The 17,787-nt window shown below is 64.9% G+C and carries 20 protein-coding genes, 1 tRNA gene, 1 other RNA gene and 1 pseudogene; 6 read left to right on the forward strand and 17 right to left on the reverse strand.

The genetic code is table 11. The features are described 5' to 3' along the window. Window positions 1–70 precede the first annotated feature (70 nt). The 4 genes from VN934_02135 to VN934_02150 all read right to left on the reverse strand — a co-directional run bounded on the left by VN934_02135 (window position 71) and on the right by VN934_02150 (window position 3,394). On the reverse strand, window positions 71–1,144 hold the full coding sequence (locus VN934_02135) for a dipeptide ABC transporter ATP-binding protein (protein ID HXM17590.1): 1,074 nt from the start codon (window positions 1,142–1,144) through the stop codon (window positions 71–73). After that, entirely contained in the window at window positions 1,137–2,165 is a 1,029-nt protein-coding gene (locus VN934_02140) for an ABC transporter ATP-binding protein (protein ID HXM17591.1), read from the reverse strand. The genes VN934_02135 and VN934_02140 overlap by 8 nt, the downstream gene beginning before the upstream one ends. 18 nt (window positions 2,166–2,183) lie before the next feature. Next, complete coding sequence (gene secG / locus VN934_02145) at window positions 2,184–2,561, reverse strand: preprotein translocase subunit SecG (protein HXM17592.1); 378 nt, start codon at window positions 2,559–2,561, stop codon at window positions 2,184–2,186. Between the two features lie 80 nt (window positions 2,562–2,641). Next, window positions 2,642–3,394: an alpha/beta fold hydrolase gene (locus tag VN934_02150; protein HXM17593.1), complete on the reverse strand. Its 753-nt coding sequence runs from the start codon at window positions 3,392–3,394 to the stop codon at window positions 2,642–2,644. Between the two features lie 38 nt (window positions 3,395–3,432). Here VN934_02150 and VN934_02155 point away from each other — a divergent pair, with 38 nt between their 5' ends. Next, the gene (locus VN934_02155; protein HXM17594.1) at window positions 3,433–4,089 is read left to right on the forward strand and encodes a hypothetical protein; all 657 of its coding nucleotides are present in this window, start codon (window positions 3,433–3,435) and stop codon (window positions 4,087–4,089) included. On the opposite strand, the gene murI is transcribed toward VN934_02155, so the two are convergent. The 3 genes from murI to VN934_02170 are packed head-to-tail and all read right to left on the reverse strand — an operon-like array spanning window position 4,082 to window position 7,391. Then, window positions 4,082–4,888, reverse strand: a complete 807-nt coding sequence (murI, locus tag VN934_02160; protein HXM17595.1) for a glutamate racemase — start codon at window positions 4,886–4,888, stop codon at window positions 4,082–4,084. The two genes, VN934_02155 and murI, sit on opposite strands and share 8 nt — an antisense overlap. Continuing rightward, complete coding sequence (locus tag VN934_02165) at window positions 4,885–6,936, reverse strand: N-acetylmuramoyl-L-alanine amidase (protein HXM17596.1); 2,052 nt, start codon at window positions 6,934–6,936, stop codon at window positions 4,885–4,887. Before VN934_02165 ends, murI begins: the two co-directional genes overlap by 4 nt. Continuing rightward, a complete protein-coding gene (locus VN934_02170) occupies window positions 6,933–7,391 on the reverse strand; it encodes a GerMN domain-containing protein (GenBank protein ID HXM17597.1) in 459 nt (152 codons plus the stop codon). The genes VN934_02165 and VN934_02170 overlap by 4 nt, the downstream gene beginning before the upstream one ends. 195 nt (window positions 7,392–7,586) lie before the next feature. On the opposite strand from VN934_02170, the gene VN934_02175 reads away from it, so the two are divergent. Genes VN934_02175 through VN934_02185 form a run of 3 tightly spaced genes read left to right on the forward strand, consistent with a single transcriptional unit; the run spans window position 7,587 to window position 9,047 of the window. After that, window positions 7,587–8,129, forward strand: coding sequence for an RNA polymerase sigma factor (locus VN934_02175; GenBank protein ID HXM17598.1), 543 nt, complete (start codon window positions 7,587–7,589; stop codon window positions 8,127–8,129). Further along, window positions 8,126–8,608 (forward strand): hypothetical protein, encoded by a 483-nt coding sequence (locus VN934_02180; GenBank protein ID HXM17599.1) that lies wholly within the window; start codon window positions 8,126–8,128, stop codon window positions 8,606–8,608. The genes VN934_02175 and VN934_02180 overlap by 4 nt, the downstream gene beginning before the upstream one ends. Next, a complete protein-coding gene (locus tag VN934_02185; GenBank protein ID HXM17600.1) occupies window positions 8,598–9,047 on the forward strand; it encodes a periplasmic heavy metal sensor in 450 nt (149 codons plus the stop codon). Before VN934_02180 ends, VN934_02185 begins: the two co-directional genes overlap by 11 nt. Window positions 9,048–9,062: 15 nt before the next feature. Here the strand turns inward: VN934_02185 and ssrA are convergent. From ssrA to VN934_02215, 6 genes are all read right to left on the reverse strand, one after another. Next, window positions 9,063–9,415: a transfer-messenger RNA gene (gene ssrA, locus VN934_02190) on the reverse strand. A gap of 42 nt (window positions 9,416–9,457) precedes the next feature. Then, window positions 9,458–9,826 (reverse strand): phage holin family protein, encoded by a 369-nt coding sequence (locus tag VN934_02195; GenBank protein ID HXM17601.1) that lies wholly within the window; start codon window positions 9,824–9,826, stop codon window positions 9,458–9,460. Between the two features lie 26 nt (window positions 9,827–9,852). Further along, the gene (gene uvrC / locus VN934_02200; protein ID HXM17602.1) at window positions 9,853–11,691 is read right to left on the reverse strand and encodes an excinuclease ABC subunit UvrC; all 1,839 of its coding nucleotides are present in this window, start codon (window positions 11,689–11,691) and stop codon (window positions 9,853–9,855) included. A 41-nt stretch (window positions 11,692–11,732) separates the two neighbouring features. Then, on the reverse strand, window positions 11,733–12,359 hold the full coding sequence (locus VN934_02205; GenBank protein HXM17603.1) for a DedA family protein: 627 nt from the start codon (window positions 12,357–12,359) through the stop codon (window positions 11,733–11,735). Next, on the reverse strand, window positions 12,360–12,746 hold the full coding sequence (locus VN934_02210) for a Clp protease N-terminal domain-containing protein (GenBank protein ID HXM17604.1): 387 nt from the start codon (window positions 12,744–12,746) through the stop codon (window positions 12,360–12,362). A 45-nt stretch (window positions 12,747–12,791) separates the two neighbouring features. Beyond that, a tRNA-Pro gene (locus VN934_02215) sits at window positions 12,792–12,866 on the reverse strand. A gap of 133 nt (window positions 12,867–12,999) precedes the next feature. Here VN934_02215 and VN934_02220 point away from each other — a divergent pair. Both VN934_02220 and VN934_02225 read left to right on the forward strand, forming a co-directional pair. Further along, window positions 13,000–13,662 (forward strand): TrkA family potassium uptake protein, encoded by a 663-nt coding sequence (locus tag VN934_02220; GenBank protein ID HXM17605.1) that lies wholly within the window; start codon window positions 13,000–13,002, stop codon window positions 13,660–13,662. Then, on the forward strand, window positions 13,662–14,327 hold the full coding sequence (locus VN934_02225; GenBank protein HXM17606.1) for an NAD-binding protein: 666 nt from the start codon (window positions 13,662–13,664) through the stop codon (window positions 14,325–14,327). Before VN934_02220 ends, VN934_02225 begins: the two co-directional genes overlap by 1 nt. Window positions 14,328–14,354: 27 nt before the next feature. On the opposite strand, the gene VN934_02230 is transcribed toward VN934_02225, so the two are convergent. The 4 genes and pseudogenes from VN934_02230 to miaA form a co-directional block, all read right to left on the reverse strand. Further along, window positions 14,355–15,632, reverse strand: coding sequence for a radical SAM protein (locus VN934_02230; protein HXM17607.1), 1,278 nt, complete (start codon window positions 15,630–15,632; stop codon window positions 14,355–14,357). Further along, the gene (dapF, locus tag VN934_02235) at window positions 15,616–16,458 is read right to left on the reverse strand and encodes a diaminopimelate epimerase (protein ID HXM17608.1); all 843 of its coding nucleotides are present in this window, start codon (window positions 16,456–16,458) and stop codon (window positions 15,616–15,618) included. Before dapF ends, VN934_02230 begins: the two co-directional genes overlap by 17 nt. Window positions 16,459–16,615: 157 nt before the next feature. Beyond that, window positions 16,616–16,795: pseudogene (hfq, locus tag VN934_02240) on the reverse strand (RNA chaperone Hfq). A gap of 62 nt (window positions 16,796–16,857) precedes the next feature. Further along, complete coding sequence (miaA, locus tag VN934_02245; GenBank protein ID HXM17609.1) at window positions 16,858–17,784, reverse strand: tRNA (adenosine(37)-N6)-dimethylallyltransferase MiaA; 927 nt, start codon at window positions 17,782–17,784, stop codon at window positions 16,858–16,860. Between the last annotated feature and the right edge of the window lie 3 nt (window positions 17,785–17,787).

Raw genomic sequence — 17,787 nt, forward strand, 5'->3', positions numbered from 1 at the left:
CCTACTATACACTAGCGCGTCAAGGGTGTCAAAAGCGGGACAGACGGATAGCGGGCTTTTGGGGACGGAATTACGCCGTTTTGGAGGCGGCTGCGGCGCCCGTGAACTTTGAGCGACCGGCTCTGATATCGGGCTGCTCACCGCCCAATTCCTGAACTTTGTGGCATGCCACGAAATGGCCCTTGTATTCGAGCAGCTCGGGCACTTCGGTCACGCAACGGTCGTACGCGATGGGGCAGCGCGTGTGGAAGCGGCAGCCGCTGGGCGGGTTGACGGGCGACGGTATGTCGCCCTCGAGTATGATGCGTTCGCGGCGCGCTTCGATGCGCGGGTCGGGGATGGGGATCGCCGACAGCAGCGACTGCGTGTACGGATGCAGCGGTCGTTTGTAAAGCTCGTCGCGCGTGGCTATCTCCATGAGTTTGCCGACATACATCACCGCCACGCGATCGGAGATGTGGCGCACGACCGAAAGATCGTGGGCGATGAAGAGGTACGTCAGGCTGAACTGCTCTTGCAGATCCTCGAGCAGATTGACGACCTGCGCTTGGATGGAGACGTCGAGCGCGGAGACCGGCTCGTCGGCGACGATGAACTTGGGGCTGACCGCGAGCGCGCGCGCCACGCCGATGCGCTGGCGCTGCCCACCGGAGAACTCGTGCGGATAGCGGTTGGCGTGATATGGCGCCAAGCCCACGGTCTTCAGCAGATCGTTGACCTTCTCGTCGACCTCTTTGCCCCGAGCCAAATGGTGGATCTTGAGCGGCTCAGAGATGATCTCGCCGACCGTCATGCGCGGGTTCAGGCTGGCGTAGGGATCCTGAAAGATGATCTGCATCTCTCTGCGCAGCGCGCGCATCTCCTTGGGCTTGATGCGCGTGATGTCGTTGCCCTCGAAGAGGATCTCGCCTGCAGTGGGCTCGGTCAAGCGCAGGATGCAGCGCCCGATAGTCGTCTTGCCGGAGCCTGATTCGCCCACAAGTCCGAGCGTCTCGCCGCGCTTGATCGCGAAGGACACGTCGTCCACGGCCTTGACGTCTGCGACATGACGAGAGAACACGCCCGCGGTGATCGGGAAGTACTTCTTGACGTTGCGGACTTCGACGAGCGGGCTATCCGCCACGCGTGCGCCTTCGTCAGCCATTCCGGGCCGCCGCCTTCACCGTGACCTCGGCAGATCTCAGATCGAAGCTCTTATCCTTGTCGTAGAGCCAGCAGCGCGCGATATGACCGTCGCCGAAGTCGACGAACGGCGGGCGCTCGACGATGTGTTTGGGCTGGACGTAACGGCAGCGGGCCGCGAACGCGCAGCCCGGGGGCAGGCGCAAGAGATTCGGGGGTTGTCCCTCGATGGGCACGAGGCGCTGCCTTCCTTCCTCATGCAGTTTGGGCAGCGACTCCAGCAGACCGACGGTGTACGGGTGTTTGGGGCTGCTGAAGATCTGCTCGGCGGTGCCGTATTCGACCATGTTGCCGCCGTACATCACCAACACTTTCTCGCACACTTCGGCGACCACGCCCAGGTCGTGGGTGATCATGATGATCGCGGAGTTGATCCGCTTTTGCAGATCGCGCATCAGGTCGAGGATCTGCGCTTGGATGGTGACGTCGAGCGCCGTCGTGGGTTCGTCGGCGATGAGCAATTGCGGATCGCACGCGAGCGCCATGGCGATCATCACGCGCTGGCGCATGCCGCCGGAGAACTGGTGCGGATAGTTCTTGATGCGGCTGGCCGCCTCGGGGATGCGTACGACGTCGAGCATCTCGATGGCCCGCTCATATGCTTGCCGGCGGTTCTTATGCTGATGCAGCATGATGGTCTCGGCGATCTGCTCGCCGATCGTCAGCACCGGATTGAGGCTGGTCATCGGATCTTGGAAGATCATCGAGATCTTGTTGCCGCGGATGTGACGCATCTGCGCCTCGCCGAGCTTGAGCAGGTCCTGCCCCTCGAACTCGATCGTGCCGCGCTCGATGCGGCCCGGCGGCATCGCGATGAGGCGCATGATGGACAAAGCGGTGACGCTCTTGCCGGAGCCCGACTCGCCGACGATGCCCAGCGTCTTTCCGGCCTCGAGATCGAGGGAAAGTCCGTTGACCGCGCGGACGATGCCGTCGTCCGTGCTAAACGTGACCTCGAGGTCTTTGACGGATAACAGCGGCATGCGCGTCGATGATCTCTCTTAGCGGGTGAGGAACAGCAGGCAGATGGCGAGCACGATCCACGAGCCGGCGGCGAAATCGGTCGCGCGCTTGAGCTGCTGGTCGAGCCCGAGCCGTCCGCGGTAGGCCGCCTCAGCGCGACCGCCGATGCTTCCCGACAAGCCCTCGTTCTTGGTCGTCTGGATGGACATGAGCAAGATGACGGCCACGGTGAGGACGAGGAACAGCAGCTCGACCGAGGACGTCAGGAACGGGTGCTGTTGGCTGAAGGTCAGCGGCCGGAATATGGGACTTGTGGTCGCTATCTGGATCGGGGTCGGAACCGCCACCGGCGTCACGCCCGGAGTGGCTGCGCCGCCTGCCGCAAAAGCGGCTGCTATACTAAGGAAAGTCAGCAAAAGATTACGTGCTCCATAAGGGGCGAAGCGGTTTTGGCGGAGGACAGGGTTCTGCCGTCCCGGTCAGGCTACCTGTGCGCCTATGTGGCATGCCGGACTTCAGTCCGGCTGTTCTCAGCTTCGAGGCGCTCGATAAACGCGCCGATCGCGGGCTCGATGAATCCGACGTAACGCGGACGCGTGAGCAGATGCAGGCCCTGCTTTATGATGTGCATGCTCCGGTCGCGACTGGCGACGCCGTCGTGGATCTGCTGCGCGTTCTTGACCGGGATGGTGGGGTCGTAGATGCTGTGCACGATCAGCAAAGGACAGGCGACGCGCTGCAGTCCGCTGCGCACGCGCTCGATGACGGATAGGAAGACGCCGACGGATGCCACCGGCACGTTGGCGTAGCCTTCATCGCCGGCAAGGCGCGCGCCGATGCGAGACGGAACCGGCAGGCCGGGCGCGAGGCGCTGCAGCAGCGGCACGCCCGACGCCACGAGCTGGGTCACGGAGAGCGGCGTGGAGATGGTGATCAGGCCGGCGAGCGCATGCGTGCCAGCCAAATGCAACCCGAGCGAGCCGCCCATCGAAAGCCCGACGACGTAGACGCGATCGTTGTCGCGAGCCGCGGCTTGGTACGCGGATTCAGCCGCTTCGAAATAATCGTCCGGGGTCACGCCTCGCAAATCGCGCGAAGCGGTCGCATGACCTGGTAACGTCGGTGCGCGCACGCCCAGGCCGCGCTCTTCCAAGCGGCGGCCGAGCTCATGCATCTCGAACGGGCTCCCGGCAAATCCGTGGAGTAGGAGAACTGAGGCTCGCTTGCGCGCTTCGTGCACTCGAGTCACTTTACAGACCGCCGCTCTGCCGGATATAATGGTACTCCATGCACGATCCCTCGCGCATCGGCTCCGATCACGATCCGGCTCCCAAGATCGTGGTCATCCGGCAACACCGCGCCCTCGTGGAGTTCGCCAAGGCGCTCTCCACGATTTTCAATCCGTTCGTATGCGCGGCGATATTATTCGTCATCGTTTCGCACGCTTACTCCAAATCGACGCTCGAGTTCTGGGTGCTGTCCTCCACCAGCGTCTTTTGCTTCACCGTGCTTCCGTTGATATGCGTTCTGTATCTGTACGTCACCGGCCGCATCTCGGATTTCGAGATGTCCGATCGTTACGAACGCGAGCGCGTGTTCTTGGTCTTCGTCGCCGTGTATCTGCTCACCGCCATCGGCTTCACGTTGGTGGGCGTCAGACAGGAGCTCGTGGCCGTGGCATGGGGCTACTGGGGCACGGCGCTCGGCACGATGCTGATCACCCGCTATTGGAAGATCAGCACGCACGCCTTCGGCATCACCGGACCGTTCGCCGTGTTGATCGCGCTCTTCCATGAGATCCCGCTGCCGTACGTGGCGCTCGTCCCCTTGGTATGCTGGTCGCGGGTCTATCTACGCAGTCACACGCTTGCGCAAGTCGTCGCCGGGGCCGTGCTCGCCATCGCGTCGTCGATTCTGTTCCTCAAACTATTCCACATCATTTAGGACCGGACCGAAGTCCGGCATAGGACACCAACTGCGTGATCGCAGGCGCGCCGAGGGCGGCTGCGTGCCGTGCGAAGCTGTGCGTGTCGCCGGTGACCTCTACGATCAACCGGCCTTGGCCGGGCGGCGCGCCTTCGAGCATCTCCGCGCATTCGCGTGCGCATGCTTGTGCCGGGTCGACAAGCGCGACCTGAGGTCCGAGCGCCTGTGCGAACCACGCGCTCAAATGAGGGAAGTGCGTGCAGCCCAGGATGAGCGCGTCGCAAACGCCCGCCTTGATCGGCTCGCAAGCCTGCGCTACCGCGATGGCGGCGCGCTCGGTGCTCGAATCACCGGCTTCGACGATCGGCACGAGTGCAGGCGCGCCTAGCTCCACCGGCATAGCATCCGGACGCAAACGCCGGATGGCGCGTCCGAACACGCCGCTCTTCGCGGTGGCTTGCGTCGCGATGACGCCGATGCGCCCAGACCTGCTCGCCGCGACGGCGGCGCGCGCTCCGTGCTCCACGAGCCCGACGAGCGGAACCTGCGTGTCCGGCCAGCCGCGGGCGTCGAAGGCGGAACAACTGCTGCCGCACGCGATGAGGATGATCGCGGGGTCGTACTCCTGCAAGCGTTTGATGTTGCCGGCCGCGAGCTGAGCGATGTCTTCGAGCGTCCTATCGCCGTACGGCACGTGCGCCGTGTCTGCCAAGTAGACCACGTCGACCGACGGGACCAGCGCCCGCAACGCCGACAGCACGGTCAATCCTCCGAGGCCGGAGTCGAACATGGCGACCGGTCCGTGCGCCGTCTTCATTGCGTGCCCGCGGGGATCGTCTGCGGTCCGCCGGTGTAGTCCATCACGCCCCGCGCGATGCCATGCGCGAGACGCGCGATGAACGAGCGCTGCGCCAACAGCGCGGCGTCATGCGGATTGGAGAGGAATGCCGTCTCGACCAGCACCGCCGGCATGATCGTGTTCTTGACGACGTAGAACGCCTGACGCTTGACGCCGTCGTCGGCGATGCCGTCTGACGCGACGGTCGCCGCTTGGACGGCCTGCGCAAACGGTTTATCGCCGAGCCGGTAGTAGTACGTGGTCGTGCCGTTGAGATACTGCGCGGTCGATGAGTTGACGTGGATGCTCAGGAAGAGGCGCGCGCCGGCCGCATTACCCACATCGCAGCGGGCCTGCAGTTCCTGACGGTCGGCGCCGCCGGGATCGCCGACTTCATTGTCTCCCTCGCGCGTCATGATGACCTTCCAACCCAGGTGCCGCAGCTCGTCGCGCACCTTCAGCGCGACTTCCAAGGCGATGTGGCTTTCCACCAAGCCGTAGCCGGTATTGATCGCGCCAGGATCGTTGCCGCCGTGCCCCGGATCGATGGCGATGAGGTCGTGTTGGAGCGGACCGCGAACCATCGGCGTCGGGCTGGGAGGCGTAAAACTGATTGTGCCGATGCCCGCATGCGGCGCATCCGGTCCGGGAGGGGTGCGTTGGATCTCGACGCCCATCTGATTCGCCGACTGCGCGATCGGCCCCACCGCGACGTCGATCGGCTGCGTCGGCGTGATCGAGACGCGCACGACGTGCTCGGGGTCGACTTGGTTCTGGCTGACTTTGATCTCTTTGATGAATGGCAGCGTCGACGCGAGCGTCTGGGACGGCCCGATGAGCACAGCGCCCTTGATGTCCAGCCAGTAACGGTTATCGGGATCGGCAAGCCGGTGCCATTCGAAGCTCACCGGTCCCGAGAGCGTGAGCGTGATGCGCGTGCCCGTTGCGACGTCGTCGACCGTTAAAGCCGTGATGCGTTGGTCGCCTGGACTCGGCGAGACCTGCGGCGCCGGCGAAACGCCGTTGTCGGTCGGTTCGGCGGCCGGTGAAGCGGACCCGGTGACCATGGGCTGCGCGGTCGGCACGTTGCTCGGCATCGCAGCGGGTGTCTGCGTGGGTGTCGGCGACGCGGTCGGTGCGGGTGTGGCGGTCGGGGTCGGTGGCGGCGTTGCAGGTCGCGGTGTGGAAGCCGGCGCAGGCGTCTTGCGCTCGGTGCGACGCACGGTCCCGGTGGACGAAGCGACATCTTCGACGCGCAATGCCGCTTGGCTCTTGGCGACGATGAGTTCGACGCCCGCGTTGCCGGCCATGTGATGCGCCGCGAAGCGCTCGCCGCGCGCCACCGAGATCGCTACGGTCGTCGTCGGGAAACCGGGCGGACCAGCCATGCTCACCGCGGCGCGGGTGGCGGTGCGCGTGCCGAGCGCGATCGTCCCCTTCAGGTCGGTGCCGAATCCGGGGAAACTCATCACCAGCGTTCCCGCGCGCTGGTTGAAAGCCGTTTTGTACTCCGCGGGTGCGGAAGCGGTCATTTGCACGATCGTGCGATCGGATTCGGCGTGCCCGCGCACGCTAAGGATCTGCGGCACGAAGACGTAGCCGCCTTGGAAGCCGCGCACGCCGAGATTGAGCGCCTTGGCGAGCGGGATGAGCGGCAGATACATGTCCGAATCTCTAGAGAACGGCGCGAACGGCATCGCGGTCGGCGTGCCGTCGATCGAGACGGCCGTGCTGCCCAAAGTGAAGGTGACGAGTTTGCCGTCGGCGCGCGTGATGGCGGCGAAGCGCGTTCCCGGCTGCCACGTGAGCTGCGCGGCGACGAGACCCAACATGTCGCGCAAGCCGGCGTCTCCCGCGGGGGCGACCGGATCGCCGTACGCGACGCCCAGATGTTGGAAATGAACCTGACGACCCGCGACGTAGACTTTCGCGCCCGTTTGCGTGAACGGGATGCCGGCGGCGCGCGTCGCGGCAGGCAGACCAAACGAGAGCGCTGCGCAGAGCAACGCGGTGACGCGAAGGGTCATTGTGCGAACGTTTCGCGAGTCAGCGGCTGATCGAGCTCGAGATGTCCACCGGGCAGCGCCGCGACCTTTTGGCCGCCGACGAGGACCTGGACTTCCTTGACGTTCGGCAGGCCGGTGAGCGTGTAGACAAGCGCCTTGAACATCGCCACTTCGTCACTCGTGCCGACGCTCGAGGATTTTTGGATCGGGCCGATGAGGTTCACCGTCGCCGTGCCGCCGCTCAACGTGACGCTCGCTTGCGTGCCGATGGGGAAGAGCGCCACGGCATCACGGCCGACGGATGGACCGGCCAAGAGCTGGTCGGTCGCGTAGTTCGCCACCTGCGCGCCGTCCAAGGAAGCTTTCGCCGTATAGTCCACCGGCATCAGCTCCTCGGTTCCAGCCTTGCAATAGAAGACGGTGATCTTCAGGGGCTGCGATTGCGTTACTTCCGCTTTCTTGGTGCAGGCGGGCATAGACGCAACAATCGCCACCGCGAGGGCAGCGACGAGGACTGCACGAGACCGAGCGGGATTGATCAATCGCCCCCTATATTACACGATTGCGAGGGACCTGACAAGAACGCCCGTTCGAGGCGCCAAGCTGCCCGGCAGTGAACGAATCGTGATGTGGTGGTGTCTTGAGTAGTAGATGAAAGCCGAGATCGATCCATGAGCGCCGGAGCGGAGTCGTTTCCCCTTTCGGTCGCCGCGCGGACCGGCGTCGAAGAATTCGAGCGACAAATGGGCGAGGCGCAGCGCGTGGTGTATGCCATCGCTCACGCGGTGCTTGGAAGCTGCGCTGACGCAGAGGACGTCACGCAGGATGTCTTCCTCACCGCTTTCCGCAGGCGCTCAGACCTTCGCGACCCGCAGGCGTTTCGCGCATGGGTGGCGCGCACGAGCTACCGCCTGGCGTTGAACAGCCGCCGGCGGCAGAGGCGCGCGCAAGCTCGCGATGAGGCTGCTGCGGTCATGCATCCGGCCGGGGCGATCGACGATCCGCACGGACTTGTGGCTGCGCGCATGGATGAAGGACGCCTGCGCGCTGCAATCCTTGGATTGCCCGAGAAATTGCGCGCAGTCGTCCTGCTGTGCGCTGTGAACGGACTCGCGGCGCGCACGGTCGGCGCGGCTCTGCGGATCCCCGAGGGGACCGTACGCTCGCGTCTGCATCTCGCCCGCAAACTATTGCTGAGGACGCTTTACCGATGAACGACTGCGAACACTATCTCGAACAGCTCGAGGAGCATGCGCTCGGACGGCCCCTTGGGGACTCGGCTCGACAGCATGTCGAAACCTGTCCGGATTGCGCGGGCACGCGAGAACGACTGCGTGCGCTGGCTGCTGCGATTGACGGGAGCCTCACTCGCTTGGGCGCAGCCGAGCCCGGCCCGAGCCTGCGCCCACGTCTCTCTGCGGCTCTTCAATCGGCCGGCGTCGGGCTATCGCCTAGCGGGCGGTTGCGGATCGCCGTCGCGATGGCCGCGGGGATCGCTATCGTCGCAGCGGCGGCGACGCTGCAGTTGAGTCGACCCGCTGAGCGAGCGCAACACCAAGCCACGGCCGCGCTTGCCGCGGCGTCGGCCTTGTCGCACTGGCGATCACCTACTGACGTTCTTTTGACACCGACCCTGACGACGCGCACCGAGACGACCCCGTCGCGTGCGCAAGGAGGAAAACATGCGAGTTAAGATCTTCTACGCGATCGTGCTGGCTTTGATCGTGGCAGTGTCCAGTGCGAGCGCGGCGCCGATGCCGATGCAGCCGCCGGGCCCGGATCCAATCGGACAAAACCTGTTCCCGCCGGATTTCGTGATCGCGCACGGCGGCGCGATCGGTCTGAACGATACGCAGCGCAACGCCATCGAATCCGCGGCGATCAACGCTCAGACGCAATCCATGAAGTTGCAGTTCCGCATACAAGAGTCGATGAGCGCGCTCGGCTCGCTGCTGGCGCAGCCGCGCGTCGATGAGTCCCGCGTCATGACGCAGCTCGATCAAGAGCTCGAGCTCGAGCGTCAGATGAAACACGCGCAGCTCGGGCTCATGATCCAGGTGAAGAACATTCTCACGGCCGAGCAGCAGGCGAAACTCCAACGGCTTAAACCTGGTCCGCCCATGCCGAATTGAGGTCGGGAAGGGAGATGGTGGAGGCGACCGGAGTTGAACCGGTGTCCGAGAAGACCCCCACGAAGGCGTCTACAAGCTTAGTCCGGTTTTTGATCTCGCAACCGCGTACTCGCCGAACTCGATTGCCGCGGCTGCCAGCTCCGATCAATTTCCCGCGCGCGTCGGAGCGCCCGTACGCGGTAGCCGTCTTGTTTGACATCTGCGGGCCCGTGCCGGCGCCGTTGCCCCGCGGACGTGACTAGCCTAGATTAGGCTGCCAGTGCGTATTCGCTATTCGCGTGTATACGTTTTCCGATCGTTTAAGGAGGGCTCGGAACTCCGCTTGCTTCCTTCGCCTGGGCACAACCCGTCGAGACCGTGACGCCCCCGCGACCTACTTATATTATCGTATTCCGTCCGGCCGCGCAACCTTAGCGGCGGGGGCTTTCGTCGGACTCCGGCTCGTGAATGACGAGCGAGATGGCCCACGAGATGATCGACATCAAGATCGCTCCCCAAATGGCGGCCCAGATGTCGGGGACGTGGAACCCCGGCACGACGTACTTGATGAAATAGAAGATCAGCCCGTTGATCACAAACGTGAAGAGCCCAAGGCTCAAGATCATGAGCGGACAGCTGATCACGACGAGGATCGGCCGCACGATGGCGTTCGCGAGGCCGAGCACAAGCGCGACGATCAGCGCCGAGCCGACACCGTCCACGCTGATGTGGAACGCGTGCAGGTACGAAATCGCAAGCAGCGCCAGTGCGTTGATGATCAAGCGGATGACGAAATGCATGCGCCAGCCCTTAGCGGGCGATGCGGCTAGTCCTTTTTCTGCAGGCTTGCGTGCACGGCGCGCGCGGCGGCCTGCGTCATCCCGGGAACCGCGGCCAGCTCGGTCGGGCTGGCCTGCTTGATCGCGGCGGCTGAGCCGAAGGCGCGGATGAGCGCGCGCTTGCGCGCGGGACCGATGCCCGGCACTCCGTCGAGCCCTGACGCGACCTGCCCCTTGCCGCGCAACTTCCGATGATACGCGACTGCGAAGCGGTGCGCCTCGTCGCGCACCCGCTGGATCAAGTGCAGCGCCGGCGAATTGCGCGCCAGCAGAATCGGCTCGCTCTCGTCCGCGAGATAGAGCTCTTCGAATTGTTTGGCGAGCGCCGCGACCGGGATAGCGATGAGATCCAACTCGCGCAGGATGTCGAGGACGGCGTTGAGCTGGCCGCGCCCGCCGTCGATGAGCAGCAGATTGGGGCGGCGCGAGAACTTCTTCTCCTTGCCGGAGGCGTCGACGTTGAGATAGCGCAGGCGGCGGCGCAGCATCTGCGCCATGTTCGCGAAATCGTCGTTCTTCTCGGCGCCTTGGATCTTGAAGCGCCGGTAGTCGCTCTTCTTGGGTTTGGCGTCTTCGAAGACCACCATCGAGCCGACGACGTTGGTGCCCTGGACGTGCGAGATGTCGTAGCACTCGATGCGCGACGGCAGACCGGGCAGGCTCAGGGCGGCCGCAAGCTCCTCCAACGCGACTGTTGCTCGCTCTTCTGCCACCGCGCTCTTGGACAGGTGATCGGCCAAGTGTTGCTCGGCGTTGCGCCGCACCTTGCGCATGTACTCTGCGCGCTGGCCTCGTTGCGGCACGATCAAGCGTACGCGATTGCCGCGCAGCTCGGAAAATGCGCGCTCGACTTCGGCGGCATCCGGTATCTGCGTTTCGAGCATGATCTCCTTGGGGACCGATGGCGCTTGCGCGTAGTGCAGCTGCACGAACTCGGATAAGATCTCGTCCGGCCGGCGACCTTCGGTGCCCTCGACGATGAAGTGCTCCTGCCCGACGAGCTTGCCGGCCCGCACGAAGAATATCTCCATGCTCGAACAGCCCTGCCCGTGAGCCCCCGCGATCAAATCCATGTCGATGCGGCTGCGCCACACGACTTCTTGGCGCTCCATGACGCGCTTGATCTCGGCGATGCGATCGCGCAAGCGCGCCGCGTACTCGTACGAGAATTGATCGGCGGCGCCGCGCATCTGCGTTTCGAGGCGGCCCACCACCAGGTGCTGACGCCCCTCCAGGAAGAGGCGCACGTGGGCGACCGTGGCGAGATAATCTTCTCGGGTTTGGAGGAACGCGCACGGCGCGTTGCAGCGCTTGATGTGATACTGCAGGCAGGGCCGATGATTCTTGACGCCGATGTCGGTGAGCTTGCACGTGCGCAACGGGAACACGCGCCGGATCAAGTTGATGGAATCGCGCAGCGCGGCCGCGTTGGTATAGGGACCGTAATAGCGGCCGCCGTCGTCCACGAGCTTGCGGGTGAAGATGACGCGCGGGAAGGGCTCGTTCGTCACCTTTAGATACGGATATTTCTTGTCGTCCTTGAGCCGGACGTTATACGGCGGCTTGTGCTGCTTGATGAGGTTGCATTCGAGCAGCAGCGCTTCGGCTTCGTTCTTGACGATGATGGTGCGGACGTCGGTGATGCGCTCGACCAAGGCGTCGGTGCGCACGTGATGGATGCGGCCCGGTTGGAAATACGAGCGCACGCGCGAGCGCAGCTCGATCGCCTTGCCCACGTAGAGCACCGCGCCCGCAGCGTCCAGCATTTCGTAGACGCCGGGTTCGGCCGGCAGGCGTTCGAGCTTCTGGCTCAGTGCGTCGGTCATGGCGCCTTCATACTTCTGGGCGCCGGACGGGCTACCTTGGATTAGCGGCGGGCTCGCGCCCTGGCGCGTTCGGCGAAATGCAGCACGAGCCACACGATGACCGCCACCACGAGCAGCGCGAGCAGCGCGATGGAGATGGGCCGGAGATAGTGCGACACCCTATCCCAATGCTTGCCGAGCGTGAAGCCGATGAACGCGAAGCCGGTGCACCAGATGATCGACGCGGCGAGCGTGTAGAGCACGAATTGGACCAGCGGCATGCGGGTGACGCCCGCCGGAAACGAGGCGAACGCGCGGATCCCTGGCAGCAGTTTGCAGACGAACACGGCTTTGACGCCGTGGCTTTCAAAAAACCGGTCCGCGCGGTCGATCTCGTGCTGGCGCACGAAGAAGAGGCGGCCGAAGCGCACGAGAAACGGCCGGCCGCCATAATAGCCGATGGCGTAGGCCGCCAGCGCTCCGGCCGTGTCCCCGAAGGTGCCGGCGGCGATCACCAGCGGCAGCGTCAAGTCCCTCGCGAACGCGAGATAGCCCCCGAAGGACATCATGACTTCGCTCGGCAGCGGCACGCCGACCGCCTGGCCGAACATGCCGAGCGTCAAGCCTACGTATCCAAGCCGGTAGATGAAGTCGATGACCCAATGGGTCACCGCTTGGATGATGTGCACCTAGTGGGAGTTCCAGTGCGCGAGCACGCGCGCGGCGACGCCGCCGCCGTCGGTCACGATGCCGCACAAGATGTCGACCGGTTCGATCAGCGCTGACGCGCCTTTTTCCCGTGCGGCCCGCTCGAAGATCTCGCGCACCCGCGGCGTGATGATGACGCCCTCCCAGGGGTGTTCCGACGGTGCATCCATCGCTTCGCGCAGCGCCTGTTTGATCTCCCACGGCTCGGCGCCGATGCGGGCGAAATATGCGCGGGCGTCGGAGGGCGGATCGATCGCCATGGCGAGCAAGAGGTGCTCCGTTCCGAGGTAATAGTGGCTAGCGTTCCGGCATTCTTGCTCGGCAAGGTGGACGACGGCTTGCGCGGACTGACTAAATTGCGAAAACACGGTGTTCCGATGGGCTTGAAGGTGCGGCATACCACGGTGAACACATCGGGGCGACAGGACTTGAACCTGCGAACCTCTCGGTCCCGAACCGAGCGCTCTACCAAGCTGAGCTACGCCCCGCAGTTGCCAGGCCGTGGTTTTCGCCCGCATGCTCGTGCGCTCCTTGACTTGCGCGTCACGGGTGAGGAGAGTGCGGCTCGCGCGACGAAGCGATGTCATGGTTGGCGGTCATCATTTTCGGAGTTTTTTTGGGATGAAGTATCTTATCGTCGGGTGTGGGCGAGTAGGTTCCACGCTGGCGAAGCGTCTCGCGCGCGCGGGCCACGATGTCACCGTTGTCGACGAGAATTCCGCCTCTTTTCGGAGATTGGGACGAAATTTTCAAGGCAAGGTGGTGCTGGGCACCGGCATCGACGTCGATGTGCTGAAGCGCGCCGGCGCCGAGCAGGCGGACGGCTTTGCGACGGTCACCGAGGGCGACAACCGCAACATCATGGCGGCCCTGGTCGCGCAGCAGCATTTCAAGATCAAGCGCGTGGTAGCGCGCATCTACGATCCCGAGCGTTCGTCGATGTACCGCGACTTCGGCGTGGCGACGATCTGTCCGACCACCGTCGGGGCGCACCTGATGGCGAACGCGTTGGTGGAGCAGCCGTTTCGCATGCTGCCGTTCGAGCGGCACGACGTCGAGGTGATCGAATTCCTCGTGACCGCCAATCTTGCGGGCAAGAGCGTGGCGGACATGACCGTGGCCGGCAAGACGCAGGTCTGCGTGGTGGTGCGCAAGGAGCGAAGCCTGCTGCCGACGCCCGACATGCGGCTCGAGCTTGACGACAAGGTCGTGACCGTGGTGATTCCGGAGTACTTGGATCAGTTCCGCAAGACCGTGGAGCCGCAGCTCGCAGGCAAACGCTGATGTTCATCATCGTCGTCGGCGGCGGCAAGCTCGGCACGTACCTCGCGCGCGAACTGCTCGAGGAGAAGCACGAAGTCGTCGTCATTGAGAAAAACGAGCGCAAGGCGCAGGCGCTCTCGCAAACCCTCAACTGCGAGATCGCGCAAGTAGGCGACGGTTGCGACCCGCTGGTGCTCGAGGAGGCCGGCGCCAACCGGGCCGACGTGGTGGTCGCCGACACCGGGGACGACGAGGACAATCTCGTCATCTGTCTGGTCACCAAGAAGCGCTTCACGCGGCCGCGCACCATCGCGCGCGTCAACAATCCCAAGAACAAGGTCATCTTCGAGGAATTAGGCATCGATTCGGTGGTGAGCAGCACCGAGGTCGTCATGAAGATGGTGCAGCAGGAAGTCAACGTGCGCGATCTGGCCCCGCTCATGAGCTTCAAGGGCGGAAACCTGGAACTAGTGCGGCTTGCCGTTCCCTCTTCCTCGCCCGCGAACGAACGCAGGTTGGCGGAGCTATCGCTGCCGCGCCATTGCGTGATCGTGGCGCTCGAGCGCAACGGGGACGTCGTCGTGCCGGATGCGGACACCACCATCCACGCGGGCGACGCGATGCTGATCGTCACCCAGCCCGGCTCGACCGCGGAATTGCGCCGTCAATTGATCGGCGCGAACTGATACCGGGGCTAAAGCCCCGGCACTACATTACCCGAAGCCGCGTGTGAAATTGCCGACCCGCACGCGCGGAAACTCACTTCGCAGCCAAGCAAACCAAGCGCGCATGCCGACGGGCTTCTCTTTCGGACGCCCGACCGCTTGAAAATAAACTGACGGATCGACGTTGAGCGTGCGCGACTGCACCATGTCCACCGGGTGGTCGCGCAGAAGCGCACCGAAGGCTTGCATCTCGTCTGGATCATCGGTCACGCCCGGATGCGTCAGCAGGTTCAGCGATACGGACGCGCCGACGCGGCGCGCCACCTCGAGCGATTGCACCACGTCGTCGAAACCGTAGCCGCGCGGCCGGTAGTACGCTGCATACGTCGCCGGCCTGGCGCTGTTCAGGCTCACGCGCACGGATTGGAGCCCTGCCTCCAAGAGCTGCGCAAGCGCAGCAGGCCGGCTGGCGTTGGTGTTGATGTGCAGCGTGCCGCGCTGCGTCGTTTTGCGGATCTTTCGGATGGCGGCGGCGATGCGCGGTGCGGCGAGCAAGGGTTCGCCCTCGCAACCTTGCCCAAAAGAGATGATGGGGTGCGTCGCGCTCTCGAGGTGCGCGACCGCGAGCCGTGCGATGTCATCGGCGGCCGCCGTTTCGCGCACGCGTTCTTGCGCGCTTGCGATGCCCGCTTCGGGTTCTTGTTCCGAGATGCAGCCGATGCAGCGCGCGTTGCAGGCGGGAGAGACCGTGATGGCCGCTTCGCCTTGGCGCAAGAACGTGTTTTGCGCGGTGTAGCATCCGTATTCGAGCGCGCAGCGCTCGAGCTGGCGCAGCTGCGGGCTGCCTGGAAACTCGAGCAGGCGCATGGCTACGGCGCGCCGCAGCGGCTCCGGATCGTGCGCGCTGCTCGACCACGTCTCGAGCTGATCGGTGAGCAGCCCGGCGACGCAGAGCCGGCCTTCGTGCCACGCCACGGCCGCGTACCCGTACAACGGCAGCGGCGGCGCATCGCGTCGGATTGCGAACGCCGGCAAGAGCGTTCGCGTGTAGCCCAGGGGCAGGGCGGCCGCGACGGCGTCGATCGGCGCGCCTTCGAAATCGTGAAGCGCTACGCGCTCGCCGGCATCGAACCCCAGCGGCGAGCGGCCCGGCAGCGTCAGCAACAGCGTGCCTTTGGGGATCGGGATGAAGTCTGCGGCGGCCGCGGTGAGAAGAACGCCGCCATCGGCGGCCGCCGCATACTGCGGGCAATCCAGAACGCTTCCATCGCCGCGTGCGAACACCGCGCGCGGCGCGCGCGAAGCGCCCTTACGTGCTCGTTGCAACGCGGACGTCAGGAGCCAGAAGGCTCGCGGGCACCTCCACGATCGTCCGAAACACGACTTGCGCCGGCCCGGTCAGGAGGGCTGAACCGGCGGGCGCCGGCCACGCGACCGTCACCGTTCCGCCGCGCTGCGTCACCGACACGGGCGATGTGGCGCGGTTCGTCACGATTGCGGCCGCTGCCACAGCGCATGCGCCGGTGCCGCAGGCCCACGTCTCGCCCACGCCGCGCTCGCGCACGCGCACCTGCGCGACGCCGCTGGCCATGCGCACCGCCTCGACGTTCACGCCGTCCGGAAATCGGCCGCTGCGATCGACGGCTTGCGCCAGCGCAGCGAGATCGATCGAGGCCACATCTTCATCCACAAAGATGACGCAGTGCGGGTTGCCCACCGAAACGGCGTGACAGGTCAACGTTCTTCCGAGAGCTTCTACTTCTGACGCTGACGCTTCTACCTTTGGCCTGCCCATGTCCACGCGCACGAGGTCACCGGGCAGCAAGTCCGCGCGCACGAGGCCGGCACTGGTGTCCATCGCGAGCGACCTGCTGTTATCACCTCGCTCTTGTGCGAGATAGCGCGCGACGCAGCGAACGCCGTTGCCGCAGCTCTCGGCTTCGCTGCCGTCGGCGTTGAAGATGCGAAGCGTGATGTCGGCCTCGCCGTTAGGGGGCAGCAGCACGAGCAAACCGTCGGCGCCGATGCCGAAGCGCCGGTCGCATAGAAAGCGGGCGAGCGCCGGGTAGTCGTGGGACGCACCGCGGGGATTGTCGAGCAGGACGAAGTCGTTGCCCGTCCCTTGAACTTTAGTGACGGCGAGGGTCGGCATTGTCGCCTAGGGGCGGTTAGTTCCCGACGGGGTGAGTGGTCGCGCCATCGGCCGCGGGCGTCGGCGCGGCCGCCGGCGCAGACCCTGATGCGGATTCCGGCAGCGCTTGCGTTCGCTGGGCCGCGGCAAGCTCTCCACCCGTGAACTGCACGGGCGTTTGCGGCGATACCGTCGACACCGCGTGCTTGTACACCAGGTGCGGTTTGTTATCGTACTCTAAGATGATGGTGAAATTGTCAAAACCGCGGACGTGGCCGCGCAATTGAAAACCGTTGCGCAGATAGATGGTAACGGGAGCATTCTCTCGCTTGATAGCGAGAAGGTATGCGTCTTGCAAAGGGAAGTGCGTTTTCACGTGTTCGTCTCCAGTTCTCTCTCTAATGGAGAACGCTTCATCGTTCACGTCGATGTCGCGTTTTCCCTTGCCGCAGCTCGCAACGCGGAGAGCGCCGCGATTGGATCGTCCGCCTCGATGCGCAGCGCGTCCGACATCCGCCTGAACCACGTCTGCTGCCGCTTCGCATATTGACCCGTTCGCCGTATCGTCGCGCGGACGGCTTCTTCGTAGGTCGCGAGACCTTGCTGCCATGCCAGCGCCTCGGCGTAGCCAAGGCCGCTGAGCGCCGGCGAATCGGGCCAGCGCGCGGCGATGGCTTGCGCCTCTTGCGCCAGTCCTTTCTGGAACATGTCGCGCACGCGGGTGACGATTCTCCGGCGCAACACCTCTCGATCGACCTCCAAGACGACCACCTTCAGCGCAACAGGGACGCACGGAGCTAAAGCTCCGTGGCTACGACTATCACTACGGCGCGCGAGCGCGGACTCCAACGCGCGCAGCGTCCGATACGCGTCGCGCGGCCGGACGCGCGCGCTTGCCTCCGGGTCGATCGCGGCGAGCCAAGCGCGCAAAGTCTCGTGCGGGTGCACGGCCGCTTCCATGCGGACGCGCGCGCGCAGTTCGTCGTCCGCCACGGCTCGGTCTAGCGGCATCGTTCCGCTCAGCGCTTCGATGTAGAGCCCGGTGCCGCCGACAAGGATGGGCATTTTTCCCGAGCGCGCGATGCGTTCGCACGCGGCAGAGGCGTCGCTGACAAACCTGGCTGCGCTGTAGCGCTCGCCGGGGTCGACGAATCCGTAGAGGTGATGTTGGGCGCGGGCGCGCGCTTGCTCGGACGGCCAACCGGTGCCGATGGGCATGCCCGCGTAGACCTGGCGCGAATCCGCGTTGACGATCTCAGCGCCGATCTCCGCGGCGAGCAGCGACGCGATCTCGGACTTGCCCGAAGCCGTAGGTCCGCAGACCGCGAGCGCGGTGATGGGTGACATCGC

The sequence above is a fragment of the Candidatus Tumulicola sp. genome, assembly GCA_035601835.1.
GTDB lineage: Bacteria > Vulcanimicrobiota > Vulcanimicrobiia > Eremiobacterales > Eremiobacteraceae > DATNNM01.

What these genes read in the sequence shown, in the direction of transcription:
- VN934_02195 (HXM17601.1), bottom strand. Translation starts at nt 9,826, where the DNA reads ATGCATTTCGTCATCCGCTTGATCATCAACGCACTGGCGCTGCTTGCG.
- VN934_02170 (HXM17597.1), bottom strand. Translation starts at nt 7,391, where the DNA reads ATGCCCGCCTGCACCAAGAAAGCGGAAGTAACGCAATCGCAGCCCCTG.
- uvrC (HXM17602.1), bottom strand. Translation starts at nt 11,691, where the DNA reads ATGACCGACGCACTGAGCCAGAAGCTCGAACGCCTGCCGGCCGAACCC.
- VN934_02155 (HXM17594.1), top strand. Translation starts at nt 3,433, where the DNA reads ATGCACGATCCCTCGCGCATCGGCTCCGATCACGATCCGGCTCCCAAG.
- dapF (HXM17608.1), bottom strand. Translation starts at nt 16,458, where the DNA reads ATGCCGACCCTCGCCGTCACTAAAGTTCAAGGGACGGGCAACGACTTC.
- VN934_02135 (HXM17590.1), bottom strand. Translation starts at nt 1,144, where the DNA reads ATGGCTGACGAAGGCGCACGCGTGGCGGATAGCCCGCTCGTCGAAGTC.
- VN934_02140 (HXM17591.1), bottom strand. Translation starts at nt 2,165, where the DNA reads ATGCCGCTGTTATCCGTCAAAGACCTCGAGGTCACGTTTAGCACGGAC.
- murI (HXM17595.1), bottom strand. Translation starts at nt 4,888, where the DNA reads ATGAAGACGGCGCACGGACCGGTCGCCATGTTCGACTCCGGCCTCGGA.
- VN934_02165 (HXM17596.1), bottom strand. Translation starts at nt 6,936, where the DNA reads ATGACCCTTCGCGTCACCGCGTTGCTCTGCGCAGCGCTCTCGTTTGGT.
- VN934_02180 (HXM17599.1), top strand. Translation starts at nt 8,126, where the DNA reads ATGAACGACTGCGAACACTATCTCGAACAGCTCGAGGAGCATGCGCTC.
- VN934_02220 (HXM17605.1), top strand. Translation starts at nt 13,000, where the DNA reads ATGAAGTATCTTATCGTCGGGTGTGGGCGAGTAGGTTCCACGCTGGCG.
- miaA (HXM17609.1), bottom strand. Translation starts at nt 17,784, where the DNA reads ATGTCACCCATCACCGCGCTCGCGGTCTGCGGACCTACGGCTTCGGGC.
- VN934_02185 (HXM17600.1), top strand. Translation starts at nt 8,598, where the DNA reads ATGCGAGTTAAGATCTTCTACGCGATCGTGCTGGCTTTGATCGTGGCA.
- VN934_02225 (HXM17606.1), top strand. Translation starts at nt 13,662, where the DNA reads ATGTTCATCATCGTCGTCGGCGGCGGCAAGCTCGGCACGTACCTCGCG.
- VN934_02175 (HXM17598.1), top strand. Translation starts at nt 7,587, where the DNA reads ATGAGCGCCGGAGCGGAGTCGTTTCCCCTTTCGGTCGCCGCGCGGACC.